Origin of the sequence: Bacillus siamensis KCTC 13613 (genome assembly GCF_000262045.1) — a bacterium.
GTDB classification, from domain to species: Bacteria; Bacillota; Bacilli; order Bacillales; family Bacillaceae; genus Bacillus; species Bacillus siamensis.
In genome coordinates this window covers 70,939-89,321 of record NZ_AJVF01000021.1, presented here as the reverse complement: position 1 = coordinate 89,321, position 18,383 = coordinate 70,939, and the positions used below count along the sequence as shown (strand labels likewise).

Annotated in this window: 20 protein-coding genes and 1 other annotated feature; of the genes, 15 read left to right on the top strand and 5 right to left on the bottom strand. The window is 47.8% G+C overall.

The features are described from left to right. Positions 1-215 precede the first annotated feature (215 nt). Complete coding sequence (locus Y79_RS0105990) at positions 216-1,136, top strand: macrolide 2'-phosphotransferase (protein WP_016936868.1); 921 nt, start codon at positions 216-218, stop codon at positions 1,134-1,136. 48 nt (positions 1,137-1,184) lie between these two features. Then, positions 1,185-1,434: a binding site (T-box leader), on the top strand. A gap of 88 nt (positions 1,435-1,522) precedes the next feature. Next, positions 1,523-1,687, top strand: a complete 165-nt coding sequence (locus Y79_RS0105985) for a tryptophan RNA-binding attenuator protein inhibitory protein (RefSeq protein ID WP_016936867.1) — start codon at positions 1,523-1,525, stop codon at positions 1,685-1,687. Positions 1,688-2,074: 387 nt separating this feature from the next. Here Y79_RS0105985 and Y79_RS0105975 read toward each other — a convergent pair whose 3' ends face one another. Beyond that, the gene (locus Y79_RS0105975; protein ID WP_016936865.1) at positions 2,075-2,968 is read right to left on the bottom strand and encodes a cation diffusion facilitator family transporter; all 894 of its coding nucleotides are present in this window, start codon (positions 2,966-2,968) and stop codon (positions 2,075-2,077) included. A gap of 428 nt (positions 2,969-3,396) precedes the next feature. Here Y79_RS0105975 and Y79_RS0105970 point away from each other — a divergent pair, with 428 nt between their 5' ends. From Y79_RS0105970 to Y79_RS0105955, 4 genes are all read left to right on the top strand, one after another. Further along, complete coding sequence (locus tag Y79_RS0105970; protein WP_016936864.1) at positions 3,397-4,017, top strand: nitroreductase family protein; 621 nt, start codon at positions 3,397-3,399, stop codon at positions 4,015-4,017. Between the two features lie 24 nt (positions 4,018-4,041). Then, positions 4,042-4,980 carry a ring-cleaving dioxygenase gene (locus Y79_RS0105965; protein ID WP_016936863.1) on the top strand — a complete coding sequence of 313 codons (939 nt, stop codon included), beginning with the start codon at positions 4,042-4,044 and terminating at the stop codon, positions 4,978-4,980. A gap of 131 nt (positions 4,981-5,111) precedes the next feature. Beyond that, positions 5,112-5,501 carry a DoxX family protein gene (locus tag Y79_RS0105960; protein WP_007609195.1) on the top strand — a complete coding sequence of 130 codons (390 nt, stop codon included), beginning with the start codon at positions 5,112-5,114 and terminating at the stop codon, positions 5,499-5,501. 173 nt (positions 5,502-5,674) lie between these two features. Beyond that, positions 5,675-6,013 carry a thioredoxin family protein gene (locus Y79_RS0105955; RefSeq protein WP_016936862.1) on the top strand — a complete coding sequence of 113 codons (339 nt, stop codon included), beginning with the start codon at positions 5,675-5,677 and terminating at the stop codon, positions 6,011-6,013. Between the two features lie 63 nt (positions 6,014-6,076). On the opposite strand, the gene Y79_RS0105950 is transcribed toward Y79_RS0105955, so the two are convergent. Then, positions 6,077-6,460 carry a DUF2512 family protein gene (locus tag Y79_RS0105950; RefSeq protein ID WP_016936861.1) on the bottom strand — a complete coding sequence of 128 codons (384 nt, stop codon included), beginning with the start codon at positions 6,458-6,460 and terminating at the stop codon, positions 6,077-6,079. Positions 6,461-6,611: 151 nt separating this feature from the next. Here Y79_RS0105950 and Y79_RS0105945 point away from each other — a divergent pair, with 151 nt between their 5' ends. The 4 genes from Y79_RS0105945 to tatC all read left to right on the top strand — a co-directional run bounded on the left by Y79_RS0105945 (position 6,612) and on the right by tatC (position 10,053). Beyond that, positions 6,612-7,040, top strand: a complete 429-nt coding sequence (locus Y79_RS0105945) for a cell wall hydrolase (RefSeq protein WP_029575244.1) — start codon at positions 6,612-6,614, stop codon at positions 7,038-7,040. 261 nt (positions 7,041-7,301) lie between these two features. Next, complete coding sequence (locus Y79_RS0105940; protein ID WP_016936858.1) at positions 7,302-9,053, top strand: alkaline phosphatase D family protein; 1,752 nt, start codon at positions 7,302-7,304, stop codon at positions 9,051-9,053. A 12-nt stretch (positions 9,054-9,065) separates the two neighbouring features. Further along, positions 9,066-9,263 carry a twin-arginine translocase TatA/TatE family subunit gene (locus tag Y79_RS0105935; protein WP_003156681.1) on the top strand — a complete coding sequence of 66 codons (198 nt, stop codon included), beginning with the start codon at positions 9,066-9,068 and terminating at the stop codon, positions 9,261-9,263. Between the two features lie 61 nt (positions 9,264-9,324). Next, the gene (gene tatC / locus Y79_RS0105930; protein ID WP_016936857.1) at positions 9,325-10,053 is read left to right on the top strand and encodes a twin-arginine translocase subunit TatC; all 729 of its coding nucleotides are present in this window, start codon (positions 9,325-9,327) and stop codon (positions 10,051-10,053) included. Here tatC and pcp read toward each other — a convergent pair. Further along, positions 10,050-10,697, bottom strand: coding sequence for a pyroglutamyl-peptidase I (gene pcp / locus Y79_RS0105925; RefSeq protein WP_016936856.1), 648 nt, complete (start codon positions 10,695-10,697; stop codon positions 10,050-10,052). The two genes, tatC and pcp, sit on opposite strands and share 4 nt — an antisense overlap. Before the next feature lie 71 nt (positions 10,698-10,768). On the opposite strand from pcp, the gene Y79_RS0105920 reads away from it, so the two are divergent. After that, positions 10,769-11,896 carry an aminotransferase class V-fold PLP-dependent enzyme gene (locus tag Y79_RS0105920; protein WP_016936855.1) on the top strand — a complete coding sequence of 376 codons (1,128 nt, stop codon included), beginning with the start codon at positions 10,769-10,771 and terminating at the stop codon, positions 11,894-11,896. Positions 11,897-11,930: 34 nt separating this feature from the next. Here the strand turns inward: Y79_RS0105920 and lmr(B) are convergent, their stop codons facing one another. Both lmr(B) and lmrA read right to left on the bottom strand, forming a co-directional pair. Next, positions 11,931-13,370, bottom strand: a complete 1,440-nt coding sequence (gene lmr(B), locus Y79_RS0105915) for a lincomycin efflux MFS transporter Lmr(B) (RefSeq protein WP_032864767.1) — start codon at positions 13,368-13,370, stop codon at positions 11,931-11,933. 37 nt (positions 13,371-13,407) lie between these two features. Next, the gene (lmrA, locus tag Y79_RS0105910; protein ID WP_016936853.1) at positions 13,408-13,974 is read right to left on the bottom strand and encodes a transcriptional regulator LmrA; all 567 of its coding nucleotides are present in this window, start codon (positions 13,972-13,974) and stop codon (positions 13,408-13,410) included. Positions 13,975-14,150: 176 nt separating this feature from the next. Between lmrA and Y79_RS0105905 the strand changes: the two genes are divergently transcribed. The 4 genes from Y79_RS0105905 (at position 14,151) to Y79_RS0105890 (ending at position 18,375) form a co-directional block, all read left to right on the top strand. Further along, positions 14,151-15,266, top strand: a complete 1,116-nt coding sequence (locus Y79_RS0105905; RefSeq protein WP_016936852.1) for a type II asparaginase — start codon at positions 14,151-14,153, stop codon at positions 15,264-15,266. 195 nt (positions 15,267-15,461) lie between these two features. Beyond that, entirely contained in the window at positions 15,462-16,106 is a 645-nt protein-coding gene (locus tag Y79_RS0105900; protein WP_016936851.1) for a lipase EstA, read from the top strand. A gap of 136 nt (positions 16,107-16,242) precedes the next feature. Continuing rightward, positions 16,243-17,313, top strand: coding sequence for a helix-turn-helix domain-containing protein (locus Y79_RS0105895; RefSeq protein ID WP_016936850.1), 1,071 nt, complete (start codon positions 16,243-16,245; stop codon positions 17,311-17,313). 129 nt (positions 17,314-17,442) lie between these two features. After that, complete coding sequence (locus Y79_RS0105890; protein ID WP_016936849.1) at positions 17,443-18,375, top strand: aldo/keto reductase; 933 nt, start codon at positions 17,443-17,445, stop codon at positions 18,373-18,375. The last annotated feature ends 8 nt before the right edge of the window (positions 18,376-18,383 follow it).

Sequence of the window (18,383 nt, the reverse complement as noted above, 5' to 3'; positions counted from 1 at the left end):
GATCAAATTCCGGTTTTCGCACTAATGAAATAGTGTCAAAGTCTCTGCCTTGAGTGCGGAGGAAACCGGGATTGTCTGCCTGAATAAAGGAACCTGACAGCAATAGTGAGGGGGCGGCGATTATGCCGCCCTCTTTTTGGCGTCTTCACATATCTCTTTCTCCTCCGCCTCAGGCGAAGCTCTGTGTCAGTAAATAAGGGAAATGGGGAAACAAGATGACAAAACAAAGGGAAATAGAATCCGTTCTGAACATCGCAAAGGAAAATGGCTTACGGTTAAAACATGAAGGGGCGGACATAAATGAAACGGGTATGGACTTCCAAGTCGTATTTGCTGAAGATGACAGCGGCGTGACATGGGTGCTCCGAAAGCCGCGCCGTCCCGATGTTATCGAAAGAGCGGCTGCAGAAAGCGCGGTTCTCGTGTTTCTCCGCAGCCATGCCGCGGTATCAGTGCCCGATTGGCGGGTTCATACACCGGAACTGATCGCTTATCCGAAACTGGACGGAATACCCGCTGCCGCAATTGATCTGGATAAGAAACAGTATGTCTGGAATATGGAGCACGAGCCGCCTTCAGACGGTTTTGTCGGCTCGCTTGCCGTGGCATTAGCCGGGCTGCACGGGGCAGACCCGGATGCGGCCTCCAGATCCGGAATTGAAATCATAAAACCGGATGACGTCAGGCAAAGGGCGGCGGAATCAATGGATCATATAAAAAAAGAAATCGGGGTCTCAGAACAGCTTTGGCAAAGATGGCAAACATGGATTAATGACAGCTCGTACTGGCCTGATTTTTCCGCGCTGATCCATGGAGACTTGCATCCTCCGCATATTTTGATCGGCGAAAATCAGCGTGTGACGGGTCTCCTCGATTGGACGGAGGCAAAGGTTGCCGATCCGGCCAAGGATTTTGTTCTTTATCAAATGATATTAGGAGAAAAAGAAACGAAACGTTTGATGAAGAGCTACGAGGCTGAAGGCGGACGCGTCTGGCCGAAAATGCAGGAGCATGTAACAGAATGGCAGGCCGCCTATCCTATGGAAACAGCGAAGTTTGCGCTTCAAACGGGGCAAGAGGAGCATATGCAAATGGCGCGGGAAATGCTCGGCCTGTCCGATTCGAAAGGTTATTGACTTCGCCCGGAAGACAGCGTATGATACATGTTAAAATAAACGAACGGATGAACAATGCTGAGGAAGAGTAAGTACGCATCAGCGCGCGGGGTTCAGAGAGTCGGTGGCCGCTGTGAACCGATCCCCGTCCGGTGCCGAATGGGCTTCTGAATTGCTGCGCTGAAATGACAGTAGGCGGTGCCGGGATTCTTTCCCCGTTATCAAGAAAGGGGTATTGAAACCGTGTGTTTCTGTACTTTTTGAGTGAAGGCTTTACAGCCGTTAATAAAGGTGGCACCGCGAAAACCTCGTCCTTTGATGGACGGGGTTTTTTTGTATCGTTAAGGAGGTGATAGCCATGGAAAGTGACTGGAGACGGACAAACAATCAAAAAAGGAGGGATATTCATGGTGATCGCCACCGACGATCTTGAACTCACCTGTCCGCATTGTGAAGGAACCGGGGCGGAGAAGGAAGGCGCGCCCTGCCCGAAGTGCGGCGCGAAGGGGGTCATTTTGACGGCTCAGGGAAACACGCTGCTGTATTTTATCAAAAAGCATCTTGATCAGTGAAATCAAACGAAAAAGGCCGTTATCCGGCCTTCAGGCTGTCGAGAAAATCTCGACAGTCTTTATTTTTCCCTTAAAATATCCTGTCATAAAATAAAAGAAAGACTGAAAAGGACGGTGTCTTTCTCATGTGCCACACAAGAAATTCTTCTCAAAACACAGCCGAATTCGTCTGCTTGACCAACTCGTCGAAGAAGATCATCTGCTTTGAAAAATTGATAAATACATAGACTTCTTTTTCATCGTTGAAAAGTTGCCACATACCCAGCTAAGCAAGGCTAGGCATGCGGGAGTGCTTTTTCTGCACCTGAAATCAAATGAATATGGAAAGAAACAGCACAAAAGAAAAAAGCTTGTAGAGAAACATCATTTTCTCTACAAGCTGCTTTTTCATTCTTCAAAATAAGGATTCACATGAATGAGCACTTCTTCAACATCTGAAAAATGTCTTTTGATTTCATTTCGGATTTCGCGGGCTATATCGTGTCCCTGCTTAATCGTCAAATCATGATCCAAAGATAACCGGACATCAAGCAATTTATAGTGGCCGTGTTCTCTCGCTCGGATTTTATCGAGCCGTTTGACTTGAGGACAATGCAAAATAACCGCTTTATATTCCTCTATCAGTTCGGGATCAACACTTTTTTCCATGAGAACGTCAACAGACGGCCTGATTAATTCCATTGAAATCTTAAAAATGAGGTACGCCACGATGACACTGGCAATTGCATCGGCGTACAACAGATAGGACCATCCGCGTGTGTTCCCGATAATCGCCAATAGGACGCCGATAAAAGCGGCAAGAGAGGCAACGATATCGCCTTTATGATCGTATGCAATCGCTATAATCGCTTTACTGTTCCATTTTTCTCCTTGTTTGATCGAATAACGATATAAGATCTGCTTAGCCGCGTAGGATATCAGAGCCGCAAACAATGCGCTGTATTGCGGAACGCTTGGACCTTCAACAAAGGACGAAATCGCTTCTATTAGAATATACACAGAAACGAGCACTAATATGATTCCTACAATTGCTTCGCTGATGACCTCAGCTTTGCCATGCCCGAAAGGATGGTCTTGATCGGGCGGCTTATTAGAAATGCCGATGACGGCCAGGACAGCAATCGAAGCCACGACATCCGCTGCAGAGTGTATACCGTCGGCAAAAACGGCTTCACTATCGCCTATCAGTCCAAAAAAGATCTTTCCTGCCATTAAGATCAGATTGGCTATCAATGCAATCAAAGCGACCTTTTTGCTTATTTGTTCTCTTTCACTTGTCATTTTGTCCTCCTATAAAACTGCGCAAAAAAAGAGGAGCGCTTTTGATTCGCTCTCCGTATCCTTTCTTGTGTAATCACTTTGCTTATCATACCAATTCAGTTTCGAGTGGGTCTATAGCAAGGTTTTTTCCTGTTTACTAATAAATAAGGTGACAGAAAAAAAGTTGGAGCAGGGCTAAACAGTACATAGACAAAATGGCGCTGAATTTAAAAATGAACTGTTGACATTTAAGTATTTATCCTTTATTATTATCTCGAAGTCAAGATATTTTAATTCAAGATAATTTAATTAGAGTGCAGGATAAGAACCTGCCGATCGTTTAAATCGCGAAAAGATCAGTAAGAGAACGTTTCGTTTTTTGATCATATGTTATTTGATTTTTTATACCATAATATCTCGAATTCGAGATAAAAAGGAGTGCGAGAGAAATGGCTGAATTTGTACAGCTGGTGAATGAAAGAAGATCTGCAAGCAACTTTCTTCCAGATCATCCAATCACAAGAGATGAACTCAACGAAATGTTTGAATTGGTTGCGTTGGCTCCATCAGCTTTTAATTTGCAGCATACAAAATATGTGACAGTTCTTAACCCGGATGTAAAAGAAAAGCTGAAGCAGGCCGCAAACGGACAATATAAAGTGTTTAGCTCATCAGCGGTTCTTTTGGTTTTAGGGGATAAGCAGGCATATCAGCAAGCGGCTGACATCTATGAAGGGTTGAAGATGCTGGGGGTATTAAATAAACAAGAGTATGATCACATGGTTCAAGACACCGTTTCGTTTTATGAAAACAGGGGAGAACCATTTAAGAGAGATGAGGCGATAAGAAATGCTTCACTTTCTGCGATGATGTTTATGCTGAGTGCTAAGGAAAAAGGCTGGGACACCTGTCCGATGATCGGGTTTGATGCTGAAGCCGTGAAAGAGATTTTGAATATAGATGATCAATTTGAGGTTGTCATGATGATTACAATCGGGAAAGAAAAAACAGAAAGCAGAAGGCCGCGCGGCTACCGAAAGCCTGTGAATGAGTTTGTGGAGTATATTTAACTATTTGTAAAGGGGCGGATAAAAATGGCTAAAAAAACGATGGGAATCCATCATATTACAGCAATTGTCGGTCATCCTCAAGAGAATGCTGATTTCTACGCTGGAGTGCTAGGGCTGCGATTGGTCAAGCAAACGGTCAATTTTGATGATCCGGCTACGTATCACCTTTATTTTGGGGATGAAGGCGGGAAGCCGGGAACAATCATCACCTTCTTTCCGTGGGCGGGCGCCCGTCAAGGCATTATTGGAGACGGACAGGTCGGCGTGACATCTTACGTCGTGCCGAGAGGTGCCATGGCATTTTGGGAAAAGAGACTTGAAAAGTTCAACGTGCCATACACCAAAATCGAGCGTTTTGGAGAACAATATATAGAATTTGATGACCCGCATGGCCTGCATTTAGAAATCGTGGAAAGAGAAGCAGGGGACGCCAATACGTGGACTTTCGGAGATGTAACCCCGGATGTTGCCATTAAAGGTTTTGGCGGTGCAACCCTGTTATCAGCACAACCTGAAAAAACAGGTGAATTGCTAGAAAACATCATGGGGCTTGAGCGAGTCGGCAAAGAAGGAGACTTCGTTCGTTATCGTTCTGCCGGTGATATCGGAAATGTGATTGATCTGAAATTAACGCCTATCGGCCGCGGACAAATGGGTGTCGGCACGGTCCATCACATCGCTTGGCGGGCTCAGGATGATGAAGATCAATTAGATTGGCAAAGATTCATTGCTGCGCACGGATATGGTGTAACTCCTGTTCAGGATAGAAACTATTTTAATGCGGTTTACTTCAGAGAACATGGGGAAATCTTATTTGAGATCGCCACTGATCCGCCGGGCTTTGCCCATGATGAGTCACAAGAAACAATGGGCGGAAAATTGATGCTCCCTGAGCAGTATGAACCGCACCGGGCACAAATTGAACAAGGGCTGCTGCCGTTTGAAGTGAGAGAACTAGATTGATTTATAGATGAACGTGAAGCATGAAGAAAAATAAAAAGACATACATTTAACAGATGTTTGCTGGAAGCGGCTGTTGGTAAACAAGCTGCCTTGCAGACATCATATAATATGAAAAATAAGGAGAGATAAAAATGGAAGATGCAGGACTATTACTTATTCGAATCATGATTGGTGTGGTGTTTCTGTTTTATGGATCACAAAAATTATTCGGCTGGTTTGGCGGATACGGGATTAAAGGAACCGGACAATGGTTCGAGTCAATTGGAGTTAAACCAGGTAATGCCGCGGCCGCTTTATCAGGTCTCGGGGAACTCGCAAGCGGAATTTTATTTATTTTAGGTGTATTCCTCCCGCTTGGAGCTGCTATCATAACGATTATTATGTTAGGTGCCATTGTAAAAGTTCATGGAGCGAAAGGGTTTGCGAACGGTGCCGGCGGCTTTGAATATAACTTGGTGCTGATTGCAGTCTCCATCGGAGTTGCACTCATCGGTTCAGGAGCTTACGCTTTGCATTTTTAATATAAGGATCTAAGAACAGTTACTGAAAAGCGGTAACTGTTCTTTTATTTTTCAAGCACAACGTTAAGGTGCTCTGAATAGCAAAAAAGCGGATATGTTCAATATAAATGTGTATAGTGAATGATATGCATATTGAAAGTCATGAAAGACGAGTCAATTGAAGGAGGAATTTGATGAAAGAGATGGCAGACTTACATTCATTAGATTCTATCGAGAATTTTATTAAACAGCATCAATTCAGTTTTATCTACATTTCAAGACCCGCCTGTACAGTATGTCACGCTGTTCTGCCGCAGCTCAGAAAAGTATTGGATCAGTTTCCGAATATCAAATTGGGGCATATCAATGCTGACGAGGCAGAAGAGGTTGCCGGCAGATTTTCAGTCTTCACTGTCCCCGTGCTTCTTTTGTTCATTGATGGGACTGAGTTTCTGAGAGAAGCCCGCTTTGTTCATTTTGAACAGCTTGAAGAAAGGCTGAAAAGGGTTTATCAGTTATATCAAGATGTATAAAGCGTTTATACTTTACAATTAAAAAGCCCCCTTTAAGGGGGCCGTTATCCGGCCTTTTTTGCGTTATTCGGACCGAGGCTCTAAAAAACGTGACCCGCCCAAGTCTTTTCTCATCAGATAAATATGGAAAAAATATTCTCCGACCGCGATGATGATGGCGGAAATAAGAGCGGCAAACGCCAGTCTTCCTCCTGAAATGCCCATGGACAGCGGCATTCCCATCAGCCAGACAACTAGAAACGCGATTCCGAAATCAGCGGACGCCGCCGTGATATTATTCCATCTCGGCAGCACGTACAGATCGCCCGTAAAGTAGGAAACAGCTCCCAACACAATGGTCATCAGCAGCACGTCGCCGAATGTAAAGCGAAAACCTAAGCCGAGTACGAGATACAGAATGATGATGGTCATGATGCCTTTAATGGCAAGCGCTTTAATATGTTCCATGCGAATTCCTCCTTATGGAAATCATGTTAGTATGTTTCCTCATCCCGTGAAATATAAACCTTTTTTTGTGAACATTTGTTTTCTGGCTTTTGGCTGTCATCACTGGGCCGCGGCTGAATATGATGAAGGGAGAAAAACGGGAGGTGTCATGATGGCAGTCGTAAAAGCGTCGAGCGCCGATGTCGATCTAATGGCAAGGCTGCTCAGGGCGGAAGCGGAAGGCGAAGGAAAGCAGGGAATGCTTTTGGTCGGCAATGTAGGAATCAATCGGGTGCGGGCGAATTGTTCTGATTTTAAAGGCCTGCGCACCATCAGGCAGATGGTGTTTCAGCCGCACGCGTTTGAAGCGGTGACTCACGGATATTTTTACCAAAGGCCGCGCGAATCTGAGCGGAGGCTTGCCCGCCGGAATATTAGCGGAGAACGGTTTTGGCCGGCTAAATTCAGCCTGTGGTATTTTAAGCCGCCGGGAAACTGCCCGCCGACATGGTACAATCAGCCGTTTGTCGCCAGATTCAAATCCCACTGCTTCTATCAGCCGACAGGGGAAACGTGCGAAAACGTGTACAATACATTTTAATCCCGGAGCACCGTTCTCAGAATGAACGGTGTTTTTTAATTTCTTGTGAAGAAAAATAGGAACAAAGTGCGCTTGACGGATGAAAAGCCAAACAGAAACAGAGGGGGTTTTCTCCCGGACGGGAAAGATTTGTCGAAACAATGTGAAAAATGTCTCCCGCCGATCACTTTCCGCCCTTACAAATCCTTCACACTTCTTCATAACGGTTTAACATTTCTTTTCTATAATGGGGGCGATCAATGAGACGAAAGGGGAACTGACATGACACATGACGGCCGTTTAGATGAATGGATCAAGGAATTGGAGAACAAAAGCTTTCAAAACAATACGTTTGACCGCCGCGCATTTATACAGGGCGCCGGGAAAATCGCAGGCCTTTCCCTCGGGCTGGCGATCGCGCAATCCATCGGCGCGTTTGAAGTGAATGCCGCTCCGACATTTTCAAACTATCCGTTCACCCTCGGCGTGGCCTCCGGTGATCCGCTGTCTGACAGCGTCATTCTCTGGACACGTCTTGCCCCGGACCCGCTCAATGGGGGAGGAATGCCGAATCAGGCCGTTCCGGTTAAATGGGAAATCGCCGCAGATGAACATTTCCGCCATGTCGTCAAACGCGGAACGGAAATGGCAAAACCGAATCTCGGACATTCCGTCCATGTTGAAGCGGACGGGCTTAAGCCCAATAGAGTGTACTATTACAGGTTTAAAAGCGGACATGAGCTCAGCCCCGTCGGCCGGACGAAAACGCTGCCCGCTCCCGGTGCTGACGTATCCGCCATGACGTTTGCGTTTGCCTCTTGCCAGCAGTATGAACACGGCTATTATACGGCGTATAAACATATGGCGAAGGAAAAGCTTGATCTCGTATTCCATCTCGGAGATTACATTTATGAATACGGGCCGAACGAATATGTGGCAAAGACGGGGAATGTCAGGACGCACAGCAGCGCCGAAGTGTACACGCTGTCAGATTACCGCAACCGTCACGCCCAATATCGCTCAGATGCCAATCTGAAAGCCGCCCACGCCGCATTTCCGTGGGTCGTGACTTGGGACGATCATGAGGTGGAGAACAATTATGCCAATGTCATTCCCGAAAAAGGCCAATCAGTTGAAGCGTTTGTACTCAGAAGGGCTGCGGCTTATCAGGCTTATTATGAACACATGCCGCTCAGACGCATGTCGCTCCCGAACGGCCCTGATATGCGGCTGTACAGGCAATTTTCTTATGGCAATTTAGCCTCTTTCAATGTGCTGGATACAAGACAGTATAGAGATGATCAGGCCAACGGCGACGGGAATAAACCGCCTTCTGATGAGTGGAGAGATCCGAAGCGCACATTGATGGGGACAGAGCAGGAGCAATGGCTCTTCGACAACTTAGCCGCTTCAAAAGCGAAGTGGAATGTGCTGGCCCAGCAAATCTTTTTCGCGCAATGGAATTTCGGAACAACCGACAAGCCGATATTCAGCATGGATTCATGGGACGGCTACCCGGCGCAGCGGGAGCGGGTCATCAATTTTATAAAAAGCAAAAACCTGAACAATGTCATCGTGCTGACGGGTGATGTTCATGCAAGCTGGGCGTCAAACCTGCATACCGATTTTAATCAAACGAATTCAAAGATCTTCGGAGCCGAATTCGTCGGGACTTCCATCACATCGGGAGGAAACGGGGCGGATAAACGGGCGGATACGGATCAAATCTTAAAACAAAACCCGCATATTAAGTTTTTCAACGACTACCGGGGCTATGTCCGCTGTACGGTGACGCCTGCCCAATGGAGGGCGGATTACAGAGTGGTGCCGTATGTGACGGAGCCGGGGGCTGAGGTTTCCACGCGGGCTTCATTCATTTATCAAAAAGACCAGACGGGGATTCGGAAGGTCTCACAGGCAGCGGTTGCAGGCGGCTTAAAGCAGTCAAATGAGGTGGAAGAGGATCGTTTCTTCGCCCATAACAGTGCGCATGAAAAGCAAATGAGAAAGAAACGGGCCAAAATTTCACAATAAGGGGGCATACTTATGTTTTCAAATATCGGCATTCCCGGGTTAATCTTGATTTTTGTCATCGCTCTGATCATTTTCGGGCCTTCAAAGCTTCCGGAAATCGGCCGTGCCGCCGGCCGCACGCTGCTTGAATTTAAAAGCGCCGCAAAAACACTGGTCTCAAATGAAGAGCCGGACAAGCAGACGGCTGAGAAAGACAAAACGGCAGGCTGAATCCTGACACGGGGGCAGAGATCCGTTTCTGCCCCTTCTTTGATATAAGGAGGATGTACGATTGGATAAAAAAGAAACCCACTTGATCGGGCATTTAGAGGAAGTCCGGCAGCGTCTCATTAAAACCGTTATCGCCTTTCTCGTGTTTTTTATCGGCGCATGCTGGTTTGTGCAGGATATTTATGACTGGCTGATCAAGGATTTGCATGGAAGGCTGGCCGTTTTAGGGCCGAGCGAGATTTTATGGGTGTATATGATGATTGCGGGAATATGCGCCATTACGGCAGCGATTCCGGTTGCGGCCTTTCAGCTCTGGCGTTTTACGGCGCCGGCTTTGACCCCGTTTGAACGCCGCGCCGCTTTGCTTTACATTCCGGGGCTTTCGGTTTTGTTTATTATCGGAATTTCCTTCGGGTATTTTGTGCTGTTTCCGATTGTGCTCGGATTTTTAACACAATTATCCGCCGGCCATTTTGACATAGTATTTACGGCGGACAAGTATTTTACTTTTATGCTTAACATGACATTGCCGTTCGGGTTTTTGTTTGAAATGCCTCTGGCCGTCATGTTTCTGACGCGGCTCGGGATCGTGAACCCATCCCGGCTGGCAAAGGCGAGGAAGCTTTCGTATTTCGTGCTGATCGTCGTCTCGGTGCTGATTACGCCGCCGGATTTTATGTCTGACTTTCTCGTCATGATTCCGCTGCTCGTCCTCTTTGAAATCAGTGTGACGCTGTCCCGCATTGTTTACCGAAAGAAGAAATGGGCCGAGACGGCGTCAGCGGCTTAGTGAAGCTCGCCTCCGCCGGTTTCAATATCGTCCTCATGCGCCGCGGCGGTCACCGCGGCGATTTTGAGCGCTTTTGTGATGTGATCCAGGCTGAGGCTCGGCGCGGACTTCTGCAAGGTTTGCTCCGGAATGTACGGGATGTGAATAAACCCGCCCCGGATGTGCGGATGATGGCGGCTGATTTCATCCATCAGCCCGTAAAAGAGATGATTGCATACAAACGTCCCCGCCGTGTAGGATACAGCCGCGGGAATGCCTTCCTTTTTTATTTCTTCAACGATCCGTTTGATCGGAAGGCCGGTCCAGTAGGCCGCGGGACCGCTTTGAGAAATGTCTTCCCCGACAGGCTGATTCCCTTCGTTATCCGGTATGCGCGCCTCATTCAGGTTGATCGCGACCCGTTCCGGCGTGATCTGCATTCTGCCGCCTGCCTGTCCGGCACAGATGATAATGTCGGGCTGATGTTTCTTGATTGCCTCCCGCAGCACGGCAAGGGACTTATAAAAAACGGTCGGCACTTGTTCAGATACGATAGCAGCGGGGCCTTCAGCGGCACCGTCCAGCCGTTTGACCGCTTCCCATGAAGGATTGACCGTTTCCCCGCCGAAGGGGTCAAAGCCTGTCAGCAATACTTTTTTCTCCATCAAAAACCCTCCTTTTCTTTTTACCATACTCTATAATGGACATATATTCCTGCCGAAGGGGGAAACATGCCTTGAATTCGTCTTTGGTGCCATACCGATCTTTATTTCCGGCGCTCCGCACACATACGATGCTCGCCAGCTGCTCCCAAAGCGCTCTTGCCCGGCCGGTTTCAAAAGCGATCAATGACTACCAGGAAAGCCTGCTTCAGAACGGCGGAAACTGGGATGAAGCCATGGGCCGCACGGAGCAGGCAAGGTGTGAATTTGCGAAATTAATCGGCGCTAAGCCTGAAGAAATCGCCATTTTACCTTCAGTAACGGCTGCCGCCTCTGCCGTCGTCTCAGCTTTACCGGATTGCCGAAAGAAGCAGGCGGTGTATACGGAATTGGATTTTCCGGCAATCGCCCACATTCTGAAGGCGCAGACTGAGATGGAGCTTTCAGTCGTCCCGTCTGAAGAAGGAATGATCCCGTTAGAACGTTATGAGACGTATATCACGGAGCAGACGTGTATCACCTATGTTCCGCATGTGTCCTATACATCCGGTTTTGTCCAGGATATGAAGCGCATTGCCGAGATATCTGCAAAGAAAGGATCGCTTCTTTTTGTCGATGCTTATCAATCGGCTGGGCACATCCCGATTGATGTAAAAGAATGGGGAGTTGATATGCTCGCTGCGGGCGCGAGAAAGTATATGCTCGGCATACCGGGAACGGCGTTTCTCTATGTCAGAAAGGAACTTGCGGAACGGCTGAAGCCGAAAGTCACCGGGTGGTTCGGACAGCAGCGGGAGTCGATGCTGGATTTGACCCGTTTTTCTTATGCGGACGGAGCCAAACGCTTTGAAACCGGAACCCCGGCATTTATCAGCATATATGCGGCACAGGCGGCTTTATCCCTTTTAAACGATGTCGGCACAGACCGCATTCATAGGGAAGTAAAAAAACTCAGCGCATTTGCGTATGAATACGCTTCTGAAAAAGGACTGACTCTCACAGGCCCCCCGTCTGCCGATGACAGACCCGGCATGATTTCCATACGGGATGAAAAAGCGGCGGAGACCGCTGCGCTTTTGAAGCGGAAAAACATCGTATGCGCACCCAGCGGACAACTCATCCGGCTGGCGCCTCATTTCTATAACACGGCCGATGACCTTATCTGTGCGATTGATGAACTGGCTGAAGCGCTCATGATATAAAAAACAGCAGACCCGCGGGGAGTCTGCTGTTTTCTTATGAGTGATTCACTTTGACCCGTTTCATAAAGAAAGCGCTGATCAGACCGATAACGGCGACAATCATCGCGAAGATAAAGGCGTGCTGGACGCCCGCAATCAGCGCGTGAGAGTATGCGGAAGGATCATTCGGGTTTTTCGCGGTGCTCATATAATTCTTCTGGCCGGCAGCCATGATGCTGACTGCCACCGCAGTGCCGATTGCGCCGGCCATCTGCTGGAGCGTATTCATAATGGCTGTTCCGTCCGGATAAAATTCCGGCGGCAGCTGATTTAAGCCGTTCGTTTGCGCCGGCATCATGATCATGGAAATTCCGATCATCAGGCATGTATGAAGCGCGACAATCAGAAGCGCCGTTGAAGCGCCGTTAATGTTTGAGAAAAACGAAAGCACGGTTGCCGTGATGACAAACCCGGGAATGACAAGCCACTTCGGTCCGTATTTATCAAACAGACGTCCCGTTATCGGAGACATAAATCCGTTTAAAATACCGCCCGGAAGCAGGATGAGTCCGGACGTAAATGCCGTCAGCAGCAATCCGCTTTGTAAATACATAGGCAAGAGAAGCATTGTTGATAAGATAACCATCATACAGATAAATACAATCACGACACCGAGAATAAACATCGGATAGCGGAAAGCGCGCAGATTCATCATCGGCTGCTTCATTTTCAGCTGCCTGATGGAGAATAAAATGAGCGCGATCGCACCGACAGTAAGCGAACCGATAACCGTCGGGCTTGACCAGCCGCCTGATCCTTCGCCCGCATTACTGAAACCGAAGACGATGCCGCCGAATCCGATCGTAGACAGAATAATGGAAAGCACGTCAATTTTCGGCTTTGTAATGTCGGATACATTCTGCATGTAGGCGATGCCGAATAAAAGAGCCAAGACGAGAAACGGCAGGGAGATCCAGAAAATCCAATGCCAGTTCAAATGCTCTAACACAAGCCCTGAAAACGTCGGACCGATCGCAGGAGCGAACATGATGACAAGCCCGATCGTCCCCATTGCCGCTCCGCGCTTATGCGGCGGGAAGATGACGAGGATCGTATTAAACATCAGCGGCAGCAGCAGTCCGGTTCCTAAAGCCTGCACGATTCTTGCCGCCAAAAGAAACGGAAAGCTCGGTGCAAGCGCTGCAATCAGCGTGCCGATAATGGAAAAAGCGAGTGAAACGATAAACAGCTGTCTCGTCGTAAACCATTGCAAAAGCAGACCTGAAACCGGGACAAGAATACCGAGAACGAGCAGATAGCCCGTCGTCAGCCACTGGACGGTCGCGGGAGTGATATGCAGCTCCTTCATCAGGTCGGTCAGGGCAATATTCAGCGCCGTTTCACTGAACATGCCGATAAATCCTGCCATCAGCAAAGAAATCATGATCGGCATAACTTTATATTGTTTGGAAGGCTGAGCGTTTTCCAAAAACATTCTCCTCTCTTTCTTTACGTAACATGTCTCTTGTATTTTATGTCTTCAGCAGGTTGGGGATTTGTTTGGAAATATGGATGATCGGCATTTTGTCTTTTTTTGCTAAAGACAAAATGATGCCGCCTTCTATCATGGCATTTAAAACAGTGCTGATTTCCGCCGCTTTCTCATCGGAAAAACCGGCTGATCTCAATTTGCCGGCGAACAGATTCTCCCATTCCTGATAAGCGCATTGACAGGCCTGCTGGAGCTTTTCGCTCGTTAAAGCCGTCTCGGCAGCCAGTAAACCGACAGGAAACCCTTCGAAATTCTCCGGACATGTGAATTGGCTTGATAAGTCCTGTAAAAACGCTTGAATGCTTTCCGCAGGGTCGGGATAGGCATCAAGGCTTTCTTTTATTTTCATACGGATATAATGGCTCATTTCTTTGACAGCCTCAATGGCGAGCTGCTCTTTGCCGTCCGGAAAATGATAGTAAAGAGAACCTTTCGGCGCGCCGCTTTCTTTAATAATCTGATTCAGTCCCGTGCCGTAATACCCCTGAAGCTGAAACAGCCTGGTTGCCGCAGCGAGGATTTTTTCACGAGAATCTCCATAACTCATAATGTTCCCACCTTACTGATTGATGACAAATTTAAAATATAGTGACTGGTCTATTATCTTGATTTCCCATGACGGTGTCAAGGGTTTTTACAGTTATTTTCTTCGGAAGATTGCCTGACAAGCGCGTTGACCGATGAGAGGGAAATCTTCATAAATAAAGAAAAGGAGAGAAAAGAATGAAAAAACAATTCATGCCATTCATTACATTTATCACGGCTCTATTCTTCATAGCGGCCGGCTGCTCCCAATCTCCTCAGGCGAAAGAAACACCGCACCAGATGGCAGCCTCAGCCTCAGCAAAAAAAGACGGACTGCCGAATATTAAAATTCTTGCCACCGGCGGCACAATTGCAGGCGCTGCTCCTTCAAAGACGTCCGCCACGGAGTACACCGCAGGGGCGATCGGAGTTGATGCCCTGATTCAGGCAGTCCCGGAGATGAAGGAGATCGCGCATGTCAGCGGAGAACAGATTGTGAATATCGGCAGCCAGAATATGAATAACGAGACCCTGCTGAAACTTTCAAAACGGGTAAACAAGCTGCTCAAGTCTGATGATACAGACGGCATTGTCATTACACATGGAACAGACACACTTGAGGAAACTGCCTATTTTCTCAATCTGACGGTCAAAAGTGACAAACCCGTCGTGGTCGCCGGGTCAATGAGGCCGTCCACGGCGATCGGAGCTGACGGGCCGTCCAACTTATATAACGCGGTAAAAACCGCGGCTGCGCCTGATGCGAAAGGCAAGGGGACGCTTGTCGTATTAAATGACAGAATCGCTTCGGCGCGATATGTGACAAAAACCAATACAACCGCGACCGACACATTCAAATCGGAAGAAATGGGTTATATCGGTACGATTGCTGATGACATCTATTTTAATAACATCATGACCCGAAAGCATACGAAAGATACAGATTTCCAGATCGATAAACTTGATAAACTGCCGCAGGTCGATATTATATACGGCTATCAAAATGACGGAAGCTATCTCTTTGAAGCCGCCGCAAAATCAGGAGCGCAAGGCATTATTTTTGCAGGCCCGGGAAACGGCTCAATGTCTGATGCGGCGCAAAAAGGCGCCGTAAAGTCGGTCAAAAGCGGGCTGGCGGTTGTCCGCTCCACAAGGACGGGAAACGGGGCGGTAACACCTAATCGAGAGTATGAAAAAGACCATCTGACAGCTTCAAACTCTCTCAACCCTCAAAAAGCGCGGATTCTGCTGATGCTCGCGCTGACAAAAACGCATGACCCTAAGCGGATTCAAACCTATTTCAATGAGTACTAGGAGAAGAGAACCAGGTGTTCTCTCCTTTTTTTGTTTGCCGTATTAAAGTATAAGTGTGCTTTCGGGAAAGGGGCGTCTTTCTCATTTTTCCGCCTCTTTTTCAATTGTTGAAAACAGGAAAAAATACTCTATTTTTTCCTTTTCTTCTCTAATAGAATGAAAATTGCAAAAAATTACATAACAGGAGGAAAGTTCATGAAACAAATCAAAAGCAAAATCCTAGCGATTCTTACAGTCTGCATGCTGTCCGTCATTTCCGTATTTGCCTTCCAGCCGACCGTATCGAAAGCCTCCTCAGAGCATAACCCGGTTGTCATGGTCCACGGAATCGGCGGGGCGTCCTTTAATTTCGCGGGAATCAAAACGTACTTGGCATCCCAAGGCTGGTCAAGAAATGAGATGTACGCCATTGATTTTCTGGACAAAACCGGAAACAACAGACACAATGCACCGAGACTGTCAAATTACGTGAAAAAAGTGCTCAGCGAAACGGGCGCGAAAAAAGTCGATATCGTCGCGCACAGCATGGGCGGCGCCAACACGCTCTATTACATTAAAAATCTTGACGGCGGGGACAAAATCGCAAACGTCGTCACACTCGGCGGAGCGAACGGTCTTGTGACCAACAGAGCGCTTCCGGGAACTGATCCGAACCAAAAGATTTTGTATACATCGATTTACAGCTCAGCGGACTTAATCGTCATGAACCCGCTGTCACGGCTGATCGGCGGGAAAAACGTGCAGATTCACGGTGTCGGGCACATCGGACTTTTAATGAACAGCCAAGTAAACGGGCTGATTAAAGAAGGTCTGAACGGCGGCGGACAAAATACAAATTAACCGTTTCAAAGCCCCGGAGAAAGAGAATCTCCCGGGGCCTTTTTTTCTTCCAAATTCTTTTTTAGCCGTAAACCAAGCCCTCTGAAGTTATTTTTGTTAAAATAATAAAGTTATATCAGAATTCGGAGGGTTTATTGTGGGAAAAGTGAAAAGAAATGCCCCTTGCCCATGCGGCAGCGGGAAGAAATATAAAAAATGCTGCGGAAGTAAAGCAGCTGCCATTCCGGCAGACATCGCGGCAAAAGAAGCGAAACAGATTCAGGAAAGCCTAATGGAGTACGCCTTTACAGCACATAGAGACGGCATATCATCATTTATTAACCAGCACGAGTTCATTGCGGAGCTGGACAGACAGACAAAAGACATCGGAGTCTTCAACCTCGGCATCTGGGGCATTTTCTTCCGACCGCTGGCAGGCGGCAAGACGATTTTTGAAGAATACCTTCAGAAAAAAGCCGGCGGCATCAACCGTCCGAAAACACGAGAAATCGTTGAATCATGGAAAAGCATGACACCAGCGGTTATGGTGCTTGAAGATGTGAAAGAAGGAATGATTCACTTTGAAGATGTGATGACGAAAAAACAATTCAAAGTGGAAATGGACGTCAGCCAGCAGGATCTTCCGCCGGAGGGAAGCCTGATTCTCGGCTATCCGATCCACGAAGCGGAAAAAGCGGAGTTCTTCATGCAATTTACGATCTTCCCTGTGAAGCGGACCGAAGCTTTGATCAGCAAAGTGAAAAAAGCGGCGGCCCCGGCCCTTGCAGAAGGAAAATCGCCTGAGCGCTTTATGGAGGAAAACTTCGACACTGTGCTGGCCGCTCTTTTAGGAACTGCGGAAGAGCCTGAGCAGGCTGCTGAAGAAAAACAGACAGAGTGGGCCAACGACATGGAGAAGGAAACGGCAGACGCCATTGAAAAAGGCCTGAGCGGGGATGAATACCCGGCTGAGCTGGTTCCGGCCGTTATTGATCTGTGGAAAACGTTCTGTGTCAAAAAAGCACCGACGATCAGAAAGCCGGAAGCTTTCGCGGCGGCGGTCGAATATTATGTGAACAGCATTTCTCTGAACGGCGCGTCCGTTTCTCAAGCGAAGCTGGCGAAGAAGTACGGCGTCAGCGCCTCAACGATTTCCAGCCGCTATAAGGAAATCGAGGGTGCTCTCACGGATGAAGCCGAACGCTTCGCCGCAGCTCTGACATCTTAATACACGGCAAAAAAACCTTGAAGGGCAAACGCTTTTCAAGGTTTTTTCTGTAGATAGGCTCTCAGGCAGGATAATTCTTACTGTCTATCTAATACTAAACAGAGGTATAAAAGGAAGGGGATCTGAGCCATGGAGGAAACACGTACGCTGGGCAGGACGGATTTACGGGTAAAGCGTATCGGTTTTGGCGCAAATGCGGTCGGAGGACATAATCTGTTTCCTAATCTCAATGATGAAACGGGAAAAGAACTCATCCGCACAGCATTGGATGGCGGCGTCAATTTTATTGATACGGCGTTTATATACGGTTTGGGGCGTTCAGAAGAGTTAATCGGTGAAGTTGTCGCAGAGCGCGGCGTGCGGGACAGCCTCGTCATTGCGTCAAAGGGCGCGCACAAAGAAGTCAACGGGCAGATCGAACTGGACAACAGCCGTGAATTTCTTCGAAGTGAGGCGGAAAAAAGCCTGAAGCGGCTGAAAACAGATGTGATTGATCTGTACTACGTTCACTTCCCTGACGGAAAAACACCGCTGTCCGAGGTGGCGGGTACGTTAAAAGAACTGAAGGACGAAGGGAAAATCAGAGCAATCGGCGCGTCCAATCTCAGCTTCGGACAACTGCAGGAGTTTAACGCGGACGGCTATTTAGAGGTTTTTCAGTCGGAATATTCACTGATTCAGCGTGAGGCGGAGCGCGATCTGCTGCCTTACTGTGAAAAGAACGGCATTTCCTTTATTCCTTATTTTCCGCTTGCTTCCGGCTTGCTGACGGGAAAGTTTACAAAAGACACAGTCTTTGAGGACAGCCGAAAGAACAGGCCGCCGTTTCAGGGAGAAGCTTTTCACCAAAACCTGGAGAGAGTGGATAAGATGCGGGCCGTTGCTGAAGAAAAAGGCGTGCAGACAGCGCATATCGCACTCGCGTGGCTTCTGTCGCAGCCTGCGGTGGATGCGATCATTCCCGGAGCCAAACGCCCCGACCAGCTGAAACACAATCTGGACGCGCTTGATGTGCAGTTAACCGAGGACGAAGTTCAATATATCAGTGACATCTTTAAGTGAAAATAAAA

What these genes read in the sequence shown, in the direction of transcription:
- lmrA (WP_016936853.1), bottom strand. Translation starts at nt 13,974, where the DNA reads ATGAGTTATGGAGATTCTCGTGAAAAAATCCTCGCTGCGGCAACCAGG.
- Y79_RS0105960 (WP_007609195.1), top strand. Translation starts at nt 5,112, where the DNA reads ATGGAAGATGCAGGACTATTACTTATTCGAATCATGATTGGTGTGGTG.
- Y79_RS0105940 (WP_016936858.1), top strand. Translation starts at nt 7,302, where the DNA reads ATGACACATGACGGCCGTTTAGATGAATGGATCAAGGAATTGGAGAAC.
- Y79_RS0105890 (WP_016936849.1), top strand. Translation starts at nt 17,443, where the DNA reads ATGGAGGAAACACGTACGCTGGGCAGGACGGATTTACGGGTAAAGCGT.
- Y79_RS0105905 (WP_016936852.1), top strand. Translation starts at nt 14,151, where the DNA reads ATGAAAAAACAATTCATGCCATTCATTACATTTATCACGGCTCTATTC.
- Y79_RS0105985 (WP_016936867.1), top strand. Translation starts at nt 1,523, where the DNA reads ATGGTGATCGCCACCGACGATCTTGAACTCACCTGTCCGCATTGTGAA.
- Y79_RS0105990 (WP_016936868.1), top strand. Translation starts at nt 216, where the DNA reads ATGACAAAACAAAGGGAAATAGAATCCGTTCTGAACATCGCAAAGGAA.
- Y79_RS0105975 (WP_016936865.1), bottom strand. Translation starts at nt 2,968, where the DNA reads ATGACAAGTGAAAGAGAACAAATAAGCAAAAAGGTCGCTTTGATTGCA.
- Y79_RS0105935 (WP_003156681.1), top strand. Translation starts at nt 9,066, where the DNA reads ATGTTTTCAAATATCGGCATTCCCGGGTTAATCTTGATTTTTGTCATC.
- Y79_RS0105900 (WP_016936851.1), top strand. Translation starts at nt 15,462, where the DNA reads ATGAAACAAATCAAAAGCAAAATCCTAGCGATTCTTACAGTCTGCATG.
- Y79_RS0105945 (WP_029575244.1), top strand. Translation starts at nt 6,612, where the DNA reads ATGGCAGTCGTAAAAGCGTCGAGCGCCGATGTCGATCTAATGGCAAGG.
- pcp (WP_016936856.1), bottom strand. Translation starts at nt 10,697, where the DNA reads ATGGAGAAAAAAGTATTGCTGACAGGCTTTGACCCCTTCGGCGGGGAA.
- Y79_RS0105965 (WP_016936863.1), top strand. Translation starts at nt 4,042, where the DNA reads ATGGCTAAAAAAACGATGGGAATCCATCATATTACAGCAATTGTCGGT.
- Y79_RS0105970 (WP_016936864.1), top strand. Translation starts at nt 3,397, where the DNA reads ATGGCTGAATTTGTACAGCTGGTGAATGAAAGAAGATCTGCAAGCAAC.
- Y79_RS0105950 (WP_016936861.1), bottom strand. Translation starts at nt 6,460, where the DNA reads ATGGAACATATTAAAGCGCTTGCCATTAAAGGCATCATGACCATCATC.
- Y79_RS0105955 (WP_016936862.1), top strand. Translation starts at nt 5,675, where the DNA reads ATGAAAGAGATGGCAGACTTACATTCATTAGATTCTATCGAGAATTTT.